Origin of the sequence: Paraliobacillus quinghaiensis (genome assembly GCF_003426025.1) — a bacterium.
GTDB classification, from domain to species: Bacteria; Bacillota; Bacilli; order Bacillales; family Amphibacillaceae; genus Paraliobacillus_A; species Paraliobacillus_A quinghaiensis.
Genome location: NZ_QJSH01000007.1, coordinates 22,342 through 35,878, shown reverse-complemented (window position 1 = coordinate 35,878; position 13,537 = coordinate 22,342). Strand labels below are relative to the sequence as shown.

12 protein-coding genes are annotated in these 13,537 nt (G+C 34.3%); 2 read left to right on the top strand and 10 right to left on the bottom strand.

Annotated features, from left to right (window positions below; all coding sequences use genetic code 11):
• Positions 1-22 precede the first annotated feature (22 nt).
• Positions 23-583, bottom strand: a complete 561-nt coding sequence (hxlB, locus tag D2K40_RS06435; RefSeq protein ID WP_205417563.1) for a 6-phospho-3-hexuloisomerase — start codon at positions 581-583, stop codon at positions 23-25.
• Complete coding sequence (locus tag D2K40_RS06430) at positions 584-1,291, bottom strand: ribulose-phosphate 3-epimerase (protein WP_117154118.1); 708 nt, start codon at positions 1,289-1,291, stop codon at positions 584-586.
• Between the two features lie 171 nt (positions 1,292-1,462).
• Here D2K40_RS06430 and D2K40_RS06425 point away from each other — a divergent pair, with 171 nt between their 5' ends.
• Entirely contained in the window at positions 1,463-2,209 is a 747-nt protein-coding gene (locus tag D2K40_RS06425; RefSeq protein ID WP_117154117.1) for a DeoR/GlpR family DNA-binding transcription regulator, read from the top strand.
• A 94-nt stretch (positions 2,210-2,303) separates the two neighbouring features.
• Here the strand turns inward: D2K40_RS06425 and D2K40_RS06420 are convergent, their stop codons facing one another.
• Complete coding sequence (locus D2K40_RS06420; RefSeq protein ID WP_117154115.1) at positions 2,304-5,087, bottom strand: glycoside hydrolase family 3 C-terminal domain-containing protein; 2,784 nt, start codon at positions 5,085-5,087, stop codon at positions 2,304-2,306.
• Positions 5,088-5,476: 389 nt separating this feature from the next.
• Between D2K40_RS06420 and D2K40_RS06415 the strand changes: the two genes are divergently transcribed.
• Positions 5,477-5,713 (top strand): HPr family phosphocarrier protein, encoded by a 237-nt coding sequence (locus tag D2K40_RS06415; RefSeq protein WP_117154113.1) that lies wholly within the window; start codon positions 5,477-5,479, stop codon positions 5,711-5,713.
• 66 nt (positions 5,714-5,779) lie between these two features.
• Here D2K40_RS06415 and D2K40_RS06410 read toward each other — a convergent pair whose 3' ends face one another.
• The 7 genes from D2K40_RS06410 to D2K40_RS06380 all read right to left on the bottom strand — a co-directional run bounded on the left by D2K40_RS06410 (position 5,780) and on the right by D2K40_RS06380 (position 13,446).
• Positions 5,780-7,177: a sodium/glutamate symporter gene (locus tag D2K40_RS06410; RefSeq protein ID WP_117154111.1), complete on the bottom strand. Its 1,398-nt coding sequence runs from the start codon at positions 7,175-7,177 to the stop codon at positions 5,780-5,782.
• Positions 7,178-7,270: 93 nt separating this feature from the next.
• A complete protein-coding gene (locus D2K40_RS06405; RefSeq protein ID WP_117154109.1) occupies positions 7,271-8,656 on the bottom strand; it encodes a sensor histidine kinase in 1,386 nt (461 codons plus the stop codon).
• A 1-nt stretch (position 8,657) separates the two neighbouring features.
• Positions 8,658-9,353, bottom strand: coding sequence for a response regulator transcription factor (locus tag D2K40_RS06400; protein ID WP_117154107.1), 696 nt, complete (start codon positions 9,351-9,353; stop codon positions 8,658-8,660).
• 89 nt (positions 9,354-9,442) lie between these two features.
• Positions 9,443-10,411: an ABC transporter permease gene (locus D2K40_RS06395; protein ID WP_117154105.1), complete on the bottom strand. Its 969-nt coding sequence runs from the start codon at positions 10,409-10,411 to the stop codon at positions 9,443-9,445.
• A complete protein-coding gene (locus D2K40_RS06390) occupies positions 10,404-11,330 on the bottom strand; it encodes an ABC transporter ATP-binding protein (protein WP_117154103.1) in 927 nt (308 codons plus the stop codon). Before D2K40_RS06390 ends, D2K40_RS06395 begins: the two co-directional genes overlap by 8 nt.
• 159 nt (positions 11,331-11,489) lie before the next feature.
• Entirely contained in the window at positions 11,490-12,737 is a 1,248-nt protein-coding gene (locus D2K40_RS06385) for a dicarboxylate/amino acid:cation symporter (RefSeq protein WP_117154101.1), read from the bottom strand.
• A 439-nt stretch (positions 12,738-13,176) separates the two neighbouring features.
• Entirely contained in the window at positions 13,177-13,446 is a 270-nt protein-coding gene (locus D2K40_RS06380; protein ID WP_229666670.1) for a DUF2642 domain-containing protein, read from the bottom strand.
• Positions 13,447-13,537: the final 91 nt, after the last annotated feature.

The following is a 13,537-nucleotide window of genomic DNA, read 5'->3' as shown; positions in this document are numbered from 1 at the left end:
ATTTAATTAAATTTATTTGCTATTATTCTAAGTTTGCATGATACTCCCAGAGTTTATGCATATCGATATTTTGTTCTTTAACCATCATTAATGCAATAGTATCCCCTAACAATAGTAGACTTTGCTCAAATAGACTTGTCATTGGTTGAGCAGAAGGAATTTCATTTGGTAATTGAAGTTTTGTACTAACAGGAATTCTTACAAAATGATCAGAATACTGCTTCATAGAACAGTCTGGGTTCGCACCAATATGAGCAACTTCAGCTTTATATTGTTTTGCCTTCTTTGCAATAATTAGCGGGAAAGCAGATTCACCACTTCCTGATCCAACAATCAATAGATCTTTTTCAGTGATCGCCGGCTCAGTAATTTGCCCCACAACATATGTCTTTATTCCTAAATGGGCTAAGCGTTTTGCGATTGCTTCTAAAGATAACTTTACTCTTCCAACTCCTACAAAAAATACCTTTTCTGCTTTTTCTATTTTTCTTAATAACTTGATAACGTCATCATTATTAATTTGACCTAATGTATCTGAAATTTCACTTGTAATTTCTTTCTGGATATCCTCGTAATTAATCATTTACTTTTCCTCCCTTAGTGATAATCCTTTTAGAATTGACTCTTCCATAACTTTTTTATTTTCTTTTATACTTTTGTTAGGAATAAATAAACTTGTACTGCCGGCAACTAATGTATCAGCACCAGATTCAATTAAATTTGGAATAGATTCTAAAGATACTCGACCATCAACTTCAATACTTGTATCTAATCCCTTTTCTTTTATCATTTTATAAAGGTCTCTAACTTTTTCATTTGCATATGATACTTGCTTTTCATTTTTATCAGTTGCAAATCCTGGATTAATTAACATTAACAGGACAGTGTCACATTGAGGTAATAAGTATTCTAATTGTGATAATGGTGTCGCTGGATTAAGTGCAATGCCAACTTTTACACCTTTCTTTTTTATTAAATTTACAAATCGATCGATATGGGTGCTACTTTCAATGTGAAAAGAGATTTGTTGAACACCGATTTCTAACATCTCTTGAATAAAATATTCATTGTCATTTGCCATAACATGAACATCAAAATCCATATCTGTAATCTTTCTTAACTGTTTAATGGTGTCAATTCCTAATGGCATACTAGGACTAAACGCCCCATCAATCACATCTATGTGTAAAGTATTTAAACCCTCACTCTCAATTTCCTTAATACTTTTTTCTAAATTGCATAAGTCTGCACACATTATTGAAGGTGCTATAACTATTTCGTTTTTATGCACGTTTACGCCTCCCTTTGCTGTTTTTTTAATTATAAAACGATTATTTTAAAATGTAAAGGGTTTCTTGCATTTTTTATATGTTATTTTTGCATGTACGTGCATGTTTTTAATTATTTCAATTTGGTGTTAATATATAGATATACTAAAATAATGATAGAGGGTGTAAAGTCCTTGTTAAAAGAAGAACGCCAACAAATAATTTTAAAAATCTTAAATGAAGAACAAAAAGTTATTGCTAGTGATTTAAGTCAAAGACTAGAGGTTTCAGAGGATACTATTCGAAGAGATCTTAAAGAATTGGATAATATAGGTTTAATTAGAAGAGTACACCGTGGAGCTCTCAGAATAGGACCACCAGTTGTGGACTTTTCAACGAGGCAACATATGCTTAATGAAGTTAAAACAAAGCTAGCCGCAAAAGCATTAGAATATATAAATGAAGACATGGTTATATTAATTGATGGTGGAACAACTAATTTAAATTTAGTCAATCAACTTCCCCTCACTTTAAAGGCAACTATTATAACAAATAGTCCACCAATAGCTATGGCATTATCTAATCACGAACAAATTGAAGTTATTATGATTGGTGGAACTTTATTTAAGGAATCTATGGTGAATTTAGGAATAGATACCGTGGACGCTCTAAATAATATGCGGGCAGACTTATATATAATGGGGATACATAAGATAGATCCTAGCATTGGAATAACCGTACCAAGCTTATCTGAAGCATCAGTTAAAAGAAAGATGGTATCCATTTCCAATGAGATTCTAGGGATGGTAACCTCAGATAAGTTAGGTACCTTTTCAAATCACATTATAACTCCAACTAATGTATTAACTTATTTAATAACAGAAGATGTTAACCCAGACATTAAAAAGTTATACGACAGTCAGCAAGTAACCGTAATTTAACAATTAAACGACATTAACCAAATAAGTCCTACAACAAAGAACATTCTGTTGTAGGACTTATTTTAATTATTCAATTAGGTTTTTCTATCAATTACTAGATTTTCTTGAATTCTATCCAATCTATTTGCATACCTGGTTTGATGAAATCGAGTTTTAATTCATATAACCCTTCTTCAAGTTCAACTTTGATAAGCTTTTGTTTAATCCATTTTCCGTCTGTACCATTGGTTTGAATTGTTGTCATCAACTGATCATTTACGAGAACGTTACAGGCCGTTTGAGCTAAATCACTACCTGGTGACATTACTTTAACAATAATACGATATTCACCTGGATTTTCTACTTTCATAAAAGTTGATCCTGATGATGAAGTGCTTACTTTTGCGTTTTGAGATATATTTTGCACTTTTTCTGGCGCGAGAGATGAATTTGCTTTAAACTTAGCCACTTCTTCAACCTCTTGTTTTCTGAAAAATACAGGTGCATGCATTAAGAAATCACAAATATTCATGGCATTACGCTGTAATTCTCCACGTGTTAGTGTTCCATTTTTTAAAGATGCAATCGTATTATCATCGGACGCATTCACTTCTGCTCCATAATTATTCACTACCATATATAAATCATTTTGTGCACGAACCATAAAGTTTGTATTCTTTATATCTTCTGGACCACCTTCAATACAATCATTCATTTTTGCCCACCAGTCAGTCATAACAATGCCTTTAAATCCCCATTCTTTACGAAGAACAGTAGTATTTAAATCATAGTTAGAAGCTGCCCAATGTCCATTAATAGGGTTATATGATGTCATAACACCTTTAGCTTCACCATGTTTAACCGCCATTTCAAATCCTTTTAAATAAACTTCTCTTAATGCACGTTCAGAAACAACCGCATCCACTTTGTGACGCGCATGTTCTTGGTTATTACAAACAAAATGTTTCAATGTTGCGTGCGCTCCACCTTTTACAATTCCACGAGCGTTAGCCACAGCAAAAGCCCCCGTAATCAGTGGGTCTTCTGAAAAGTATTCAAAGTTACGACCATTTAATGGACTCCGTCTAATATTTAATCCAGGTCCTAATAACATATCTATATTATTACTTAATAATTCTTGACCTTCCATTTCATACAGTGCTTCTACTAACTTAACATCCCAAGTAGCAGCTAGTAATGTGCCAATTGGAACTTGCGTTGCTTTATGCCCACTATCCATACGAATACCTGACGGACCATCTGCACAACAACCAACCGGAATACCATAATTAAATAAACTGTCACTCACACCACCAAAAGCTGAAGCAGTTCCTGGTGTAACTAGAGGACTACTCATTCCTTCGCCTCTAACAATTGTAGCTAATTCATCATCTGTTAACTGTGCAATAAAGGTCTCCATAGTTATCTTTTTATCATATACATCACTTAGTGTATAACCTTGTTTTCCAGTCTGTTCAATCGTTTCAGGAAGATTATCATTGATACGCTCAGCTAGGGATGTCTTTTGTTTAGGAACTTCTACATATGTTATTTCATATGAACCATCTTCTTTTTGTACACCAGGTTTCATTCTGGTGAAATCTGCAGTTGGTGCTAATACTTCTTCTAATTGTTCAATGACATCAAGTCCTTCTACTAAATAACCTGTTTCACCATCGATTCCAACTTGCACAAGGTCTTTCACACTATTACCTACATAAAGGTTATACACACCACTTTCTAAGACATAAGCAGATAGATTACCAGTTATGCCACTATCATCATACGATGACATACTATTAACAGCTAAGTCGATAGTTAGTTTTTGTGTTTCTCCTGGTTGCAACACTTTTGTCTTATCAAATGCGCCTAATACTTTAGATGGTTGACCTAGTGTTCCTTGTGGTGCTTCATAATAAACTTGTACAACCTCTTTACCCGCAAACATTTCTCCGATATTTTTAACTGTAACGTCAAATTCAATATACTTTTCTCCATCTTTCGTAACACTTCTTGCTTCCATCGGCTCTATCTCAAATTCTGTATAAGATAACCCGTAACCAAATGCATACTGGACCTTTTCAGGGCAAAAAGTTTCAAAATAACGATATCCTACATAAATATCTTCTTGATAATAGTTAACCAGCTCGTTACCATAATTACTTGTAGACGGATAGTCATTAATAGAATAAGCAATTGTATCCGTTAATTTACCACTCGGTGTAACATCGCCAACTAATACATCAGCTGCAGCATTACCACCTTCCATACCACCTTGCCAAGTATAAATAACACTCTTAATTGGATTAACATGATTTTGATCATTGACCCAATTCATATCAATAATGTTCGATACATTCAATACAACAGCTACCTGATCAAAGTGTTTCGTAACCTGTTGTAACATGTCTTTTTCTTCTTCTGTTAATTGATAACTACCTGGAGAATCAGCATTATCCTGGTCTTCTCCAGCGGTACGCCCAATAACAACAATAGCCTTATCAGATTTATTTCTTGCATCTATTACCAGTTCGTCTGTTAAAGGCATTTCTTTTTGAAACCATGGTTCTGCAGCCCAGCCGCCACCACCGTTGTCAAATGGATTCTCTTCAATCCACTTTTCATATGTATTTGCCAAATCTTCATTTACCGCTATTTTACTTTTATTTCGAAGCCCATCTAAAAGATTCGTCGTGTATGTAACATTTACACTACCACCTGAACCTGTTCCACTTCGATAATAGTCGATTTGTGTTCTACCAAAAACAGAAATACTTTCCTCTTCTTTAATAGGAAGAACTTGTCCTTCATTCTTCAGTAGAACAGCACCTTCTGCTGCAGCTTTTCTACTAAATTCAGCAAAACCCTCTAACGGAACACCTATTTTGTTGTTGTTCACTTTGTTCCCTCCGACTTTTTAATGCATCTCGCATCAATGTTCTAGTTGTTTGTGTTGCTATCCTAAAGCGAATAGCTAGGTTAAAATCAACCTAAATTATTTAATTCTACTATTTATATTAACAGAAAACGATTACATATGACAGCTACAAAACAAAATGAAAAATCATATAAAGTGAACCTTCAATCAGTGGGAATTTTAAGGACGATTACACCGGGATAAAACAAGCCATGTATCTCTCATGCTATCATTAAATCAAATACCTGTGATCAGCACATTTTAAATTGTTTTATTACTCAACAAAAAGGGTATGTATAAATAGACATTAATGTGTCATATTAAGATAGCATTATTTAAATTATAATAATTTTATAAAAGGAGATTAAACAATGATTATTCCATTTCAATTTAAAGAAAAAGATGATGTTGTCAAATTAAACAAGATCGCAACAAATTACTCTTTTGACATTTGGATACATAACGACGATCAAATGGTTGATGCAAAAACGATTCTTGCACTTTATACACTTCCATTTAACAAAGAGCTTAAATTAGTATTTGATAATGATGTCAATTCAAGATTATTGGTTGAGGAAATGAGACTCTTTGTCAAACGACGTAAGTAATATACTGTAGTGAAACAAAAAGATGGACAAGGCTTAAAAACCTTCGTCCATCTTTTTTAGTAAACCTTAATAACCCCACTGACGTAATCCAACAATAAGCCAGAATACAAATAGCACGCCTGTAATGATAAGAACAGGATATGGTCCAAACTGAACGAGTAACGGTAATGATGAGGCAGTGAACAAACCGCCGCCAACTATTGGCTCAAACAGAAGTTGCTTATAGCCAAAACTTTCAAACGTAGGCGTCTTTCTTTCAGGATCAACAATTTGTAATAACAATAAACTTGTTGTTGTCATACCCATTGATTGCCCTAAATCGACAACACCACGTTCAAACCAATAGCTTGGTATCATCCGCGGTGCCAACAACACAAATGCTGTGATATTCCATGCTATACCAGTAACAGCGATTATTAAAAAAGCAACAATATGTTCACTTATAACCGTAAGCGATAATGTTGATACAGCTGTCACAATTAATAAATCAAGCGAAAGACCTTGTAGACGCTCAATCAGTCTTCGATTAATAATGTTATACTTGAACACCTTCGTTGAAAGCACCTGTGTAATGATACCACCTAGCATGGCCATAGGAAACAAAGGAACATACTCAATAATGTATACGTTGAACAAGGATCCCCATATTAGTTCTTCGGTTTGTACTAAAATAATTTGAATTAACATCCCTACACCAATTGCGAATGCAATAAATGCTGTATGAATAGTAAGTGACTCTACTGACTGAGAAAACGTTGTTAATGAACCTGCTGATGCCGTATCTTCATTGGTAATAATTCCTTGTTTTTCTTCTGATGACAATTCAGAAGGTGGCTTTGCATAGCTAGTTTTGTTATTACGAACTCCCCAGTTTATTGCAATTACTCCAGTGATCACACCAGATAAAACACCAATTGTCGCTAAACCTAGTGAAAGGTCTGCCCCTTCAGAAAAATTAATCGACTCGAATGTACTCGCTAAACCTGCCGCTGTCCCCGGTCCACCCTCAAAACTAATTTCAATCAGGGCGCCAGCTGCAGGTGGTAATCCTAAAAATGGCGTCAATACTACAAGGCTTAATATGATCCCTACCACATATTGTCCCCAAGCAACAGTCTGTCCGTATGAAACTTGAGGACCAGCCTTAATCCAAATTTCCTTTATATTAGGAATAGACTTACCTAGAAAAAGGGCAGCAAAAATAATTGTTATTAGAATCTCTGGCATGGTACGCCATATACGAATTGTTTCAGCTGTAAATAAGCCATCTTCTAAAAAAGGAAGGTTACTAGGCCCATATGTACCCAGAACTTGGGGTCCTAAGATTAAACCAATAAATCCCGCAATAATTGAGGTAGGAATGAAGTAATTTTGAAATATAGTTAATTTTATTTTAAGCCATTTACCTATCAATATTAATAGACTTAAGAAGAAAAGAGCAATAAGAAACGGCTGAAATTCCAAAAAATCAGCCTCCTTACTGACAACTTACAATTCAACAGATATTTCATATAACATTCCCACTACTAGTTGCATTAAACCTAACTGGTATTTGTTTTATTCTGTTTTATCAATAACTGGAAGCGAGAACGTGAATTCACTCCCTACTCCTTCTTCACTTTCAACTGAAATTGTTCCACTGTGAGCCTCAATAATAGTTTTTACAATAGCTAAACCTAAACCCGTACCGCCAAGCTCTCTAGATCTTGATTTTTCTCCACGGTAAAATCTTGTAAAGATGTTTGGCAAATCTTCCGTTGCAATACCGTTTCCATCATCTCTTATGTGTACATGAAGAGATTCCTTTTGTTTGTCTTCTTGTATGCTGACCTGAACAAGAGTCCCACCATAGCTAACAGCATTATCTAAAAGGTTGGTTATAACTTGTTCAATTCGCATGCTATCAATAGCAAGTATTAAAGAGGGAATAGGTTTTTCAACTATTAACTTTACCTCTTTCTGTGCTAGATCCGTTTCTGCGTCTGATAACAATTCTGTAAAAAAGGCTTCACTATTTACTAATCTTTTATCAACAACAAACTGATCTAAATCTATCTTAGAAAACTCAAACAGATTATCTATTAATCGATCTAACTGTTCTGTTTTTGATAAGATAACTTGCAAGTATCTTTTTTTCATTTCCTCATTTTTTACAATGCCATCATTAATACCTTCTACATATCCTTTAATTGATTGTAATGGTGTTCGTAAATCGTGAGAGATATTTGCGATTAGCTCTTTTCTATTTTTTTCGTATTGCCTTTGTTTCGCAAAGGATTGCTTTAGGTGGTCCCTCATTAAATTAAAACCATGGATAAATCGGCCAATTTCGTCTTTTTTGTAGTAGCGAATAGGATAGTCCATATTCCCTTCTTGCACTTCTTCTGTCGCAGTATATATTTGTTTTATTGGATTTAATACTGTTCGTGATATGTAAAATGTCCATCCAACTACTAGTATAATCAAGACAAGGAGTCCACTTCCAAACCCAATAACAATGTTTGTAATAACGTCCTTAAATGATTGCGTTCCTTCTAACTCAGGAGAAACTGATTTCATTTCAATATTAGCTATTGAGCCGTTTGCTGTTTGTATCTGAGATTGTCTTATTGTAAAGAGATATGAATTAGAGTCTTGTGTATCAAAGTTGGAAGATCGAAATAACACCTCATTATTATCAGAAGTACGCACGATGATTTGCACATTATACTTGTCCATCGTTGGCTTAATAGTTTGATAAAAAACTTCTTGATTATCTAATTGGTCAAAGTGGTCAATGACTATCTGATTGATAGACGTATGAAAGGTATCAATCGCTTCATTTTCCTCTTGAGTGACCTCGTCCATCGTAAAAGAAAAGTAATTAAATATTCCTATTACTGTTAAGATAGGTAACAATATGATTGTGGTAAATGCAGTTAATAGTCTTCCTTTTAAACCCATCTTACTTAGAACTCCCGTCAAATTTGTACCCAACCCCCCACACAGTTTTTATATACTGTGGGTCTGATGGCTCTTGTTCAATCTTTTCTCTTATTTTCCGAATATAAACTGTTACAGCACTCATATCACCATAGCTATCAAAGCCCCAAATTTTATCAAAGAGTTGCTCTTTTGAAAAAACTTGACCTTTATGCTTAGCCAGAAAAATCAAAATTTGAAACTCTTTTGCCGAAAGTTCTACCTTCTTATCAGCTAGCATGACCATAAATCCTTTTTCATCTATAACAAGATCACCAAATTTCAAAGAACTTTCCTTAGAGGTAGCAAAATCTTTATACCTGCGTAGCTGTGCCTTTATTCTAGCTACTAGTTCACCAGGGCTAAACGGTTTGGCAATATAGTCATCCGCGCCAATCCCAAGACCAATAATTTTATCTGTCTCACTCTTTTTAGCACTAATCATGATGATAGGAATAGTGGATTCCTCTCGAATCGAACGACAAACATCAATTCCATTTATTTTGGGAAGCATGACATCTAGCACAACTAAAATCGGTTGGCTCTTCTGAAATAGACGTAAGCCTTCTTCCCCATCATGTGCTAGCATTACCTCATAGCCACTAGCTTGAAGATAATCCCTTACTAAATCACCAATTTCCTTTTCATCTTCTACAATTAATATTCTGTCTTCATACATGCTGATCCTCCTCGTCTCCTTTCATTATATAGCGTTAAAAAAATAAAGGAAACCTAACACACAATAGGTTTCCTAATATCTTTAATAGGTTATGCTGCTACATCTCTTTTTTGAAAGATTACCCAAGAGGCAACATTAAAGAAGAGAAAATATACAGCTAATATTGTAACAGAAAAGGTTAGCGTCATACCTTCTACCACTGGACTACCACTAAAGTATTGAGTGAGATCCGTATTAGCAAAAAGAATGTATTTAACCCAATCATATTGACTTAGTAACATGACAATTTGTTGGCCAGTAAACATTAAAAATAACGATAAGCCAATTGCCAATGAGCTACTTCTAAATACTGTTGAGATCATAAATGCAAAAGTAACCATCATAATTAAATTAACACTATTTAGTCCAAATAACGTAATAATATGATTAAGCATGTTTTTTTCAACAAATTGTCCTTCTGTGTAAACAAGATAAGGTAAGTCAATTCCTTGAAAACCATACATAATACTTCCAACAATGAAGGCGGTTATAAATATTAACAGTACTAATAAAAAAGCAAATAGGAGTGTTGCAAGATATTTCGATAATAATATCTTATAGCGATTAACAGGTCGTATTAATAGTAATTTAATTGTTCCTGTAGAAAATTCAGATGCCACTATCCCCGCCCCTATAACAATTGCAAATAACGATGCAAATGTTGTGAAGTTTGGAGCTGAAATCATAAATCCCCATAATGTTTCTGATTCCACTGGCGCAATATCGTTTTCAATTCGATAATTATTTATTAAAACTTCTTCTTCCAGTGGTTTCGTCGCACTTCCAGCTCCAACTGCATTTTCTATTTGTTCAATATCCATTTGGAGTTGCTCGTTACGTACTTGTAATTCCTCTTTCCAATTTGTTTCTGGATTACCATCATTCGGATTCATTAAAAATTTTGTTGCAATACCACCAATCACAACTGATAAAATGAGCAAACTGATCATAATCCACGTACTCATACGCTTATATATTTTTAAATTTTCGTTTTGAACAAGTCGCAGGATATTAAACATGGCTATCGCCTCCAGTTACTTCTAAGAATTTTTCCTCTAATGTTTTTTGTTCAGCATATATCCCTGAAACATCTATTCCCTGATCAACAAGAACTTTATTTAAATTAGCGATTTCATCCTTTTTCAGTTGCACAGTCAACCAGTTTTCTTTAATGGAAGGTTGCGTATCTGGCTGCACCTCTTTTACTATATCTAAAGCTTTTTGTGATGGCGTAACATCAAAATGAACTGAAATATCTAAATTATCTTCCTTCATTGTTGTAACATCTTCTACACTAATTAATTTTCCGTGATGAATAATACCAATTCGATCACACATTAATTGCATCTCAGATAGCAAATGACTTGATACAAAAACAGTTATATTCTCTTCTCGTGCAATTCTACGAATGTAGGTACGAATTTCTCTAATACCAGCAGGATCGAGTCCATTTGTCGGTTCATCCAGAATTAATATCGAAGGTGAATGTAATAAAGCCTGTGCCAAACCTAAGCGCTGTCGCATCCCTAATGAGTATGTTTTCACCTTTTCATGAATTCTTTTTTCTAAACCAACTAACTTTACAATCTCGTCTATTTTCTCTTTTTTTATATTCGGAATCATTCTTGCATAATGAATTAAATTGTCTCTCCCTGAAAGATATTTATACATCTCAGGATTCTCAATAATCCCACCAACATAGCTAATTGCTTTTTCAAAATTGTCTTGCACACTATGACCATTAATCAAAACTTCTCCAGCAGAAATTTTCATTAAGCCTACCATCATACGTATAGTTGTTGTTTTACCAGCCCCGTTAGGACCTAAAAAACCAAAAACCTCTCCAGGGTATAAGTCCAAAGAAATGCCATGTATGATCGTTTTTCTGCCTATCTTTTTTTTAAGATCTTTTAATTGTATAATCGGTTCTCTTTCCATCATTAGTACCTCCTCGTTTCCTTCTACTGCTATTATGGCCAAAAAAGCTTAAGTACTAATTATAGAATTATTAAAAAAGTATTAAAAAACAAAAAAAATCACAAATACTCATTTACATGAGTGATTTGTGATTTAGTTCAATAGATAAAATACATTTAATTAATAAGATGCGGACTCTTGTAAAGGAGCTTCCGTCTCATGTTTTTGTTCAGTCTCAGTTATAACAACTGCACATGCTGCATCTCCAGTGATGTTAACAGCAGTTCGTGCCATATCAAGTAAACGGTCAATACCGATTATAAGCGCAATTCCTTCAACTGGTAATGAAACTTGATTCAATACCATTGCTAGCATGATAAGCCCTACTCCTGGAACACCAGCAGTACCAATACTAGCTAATACGGCTGTTAATACAACCATTAGTAATTGTGTAAATGATAATTCTGTGCTGTAAACCTGAGCAATAAAAATCGTTGCTACCCCTTGCATAATTGCAGTACCATCCATGTTAATTGTCGCACCTAAAGGTTGAACAAAACTGCTGATTGGTTCTGGCACACGAAGTTTTTCTTGCGCAGTTTTCATAGAAATTGGTAGTGTTGAACTACTACTTGATGTACTAAATGCTACTGTCATAGCTGGGAAGAAATCTTTAAAGAATGTGAATGGATTTCTTTTCGCAATGAACATAACAGCTGAACCATAAGTCACAATTGCATGAATCAATAACGCAACTAATACAACGATCATATACGAGCCCATCGCACGAGCACCATCTAGTCCCATTCTTCCAATCGCAGAAGCTAATAACCCAAATGCACCATATGGCGCGAATTTCATAATAATATTTACCAGATACATCATAATTTCGTTACCTTGCTCTACAAATCGGTACACATTTTCTGCTTTCTTGCCTAGCATCGCTAGTGCAAAGCCAATAAACATAGAAAAAGCAATAATTTGCAACATATTTCCATCTACCATAGATTGAATTGGATTAGTAGGAATAATTCCTGTAAATGTATCGACAACAGATGGAGCAGCTGTTGTCTCATATTCAGCGCCAGTTGTATCAATACCTGTATTACCGGGTTGGAAAATATAAGCTAAAGAAAGGGCAATTGTAATAGCAACAGTGGTTGTTACAAGGAAGAAACCAAGTGCTTTACCACCAATTCGACCTAACTTCTTAGGATCGCCTAATGAAGCAGTTCCTAAAGTAATAGAGAAGAACACAATTGGAATAACGAGCATCTTAATTAAGTTAAGAAAAATCGTTCCAAGTGGACCAAAGAAGTAAGCGTCCATTGTGTCAAATAAGTCCGGGGACGTAAAGTGTAATATTAATCCAATTGTTGCACCAAGGATAAGACCAATAAATATTTTTGTTGTTAAATTTAATTTCATCGTATAACCTCCCGTTTTTTGTAAGCGCTTGCCTAACAACACCTCTTTAATTTCTAGAATTTGTTTATCGTGATAGCTTTACAGATTGATAGCTTCCTTTCATTTCCTTATAAGAGAAAGTAAAAGAAATTGAAAATATGCGACTCTATTATTAAAATATAAAATTAACAATTTGTCAATATCTAAAATAACAGCTATATAGGACGAAAAATTGACCTTATATAGTTTTGACAAGTAAAAAATGATACTTTTACATTAAATTACGCTGTCTAACACTATATTTCATTAGATATCATTAAAAACACTCAGATTATAAACCATAGAGTTTAAAAAATATACCATTGAGTGAACCTAAAAAAAGGAAGCACCTATTCCAAACAGGTACTTCCTTTCCATTAAGTTTTGGTTCGACAAAATACGGGAAGTGACAGGCACTTCTTCACTCTGGCATGATCCAAATAATTTCACATAACCGAATAAAAAATAGAGAGTCTCGTTGCTTAACGACTACATGGTCCGGTTTAGCATCTGTAAGTACACCACTAATTGACCCGCGTGTAGTTTCAATTACTACATACTTTTCAATCAGGCTACTTGCTGCTTTAAATACAAATGGCTCCATCACCATAACGTGCATAACTTCAGAATGGTCCATTTGATTATGCCCCATCATTTGCTGTGGCATATTATTACGATACATATAATTCATCTTTATACCCCTCCCAATTACTTACTACAAGAATAAGTTATGTAAGAGATAGGTCATTTGCCATAGGCTAAAGCATCAAATTATGTAAATA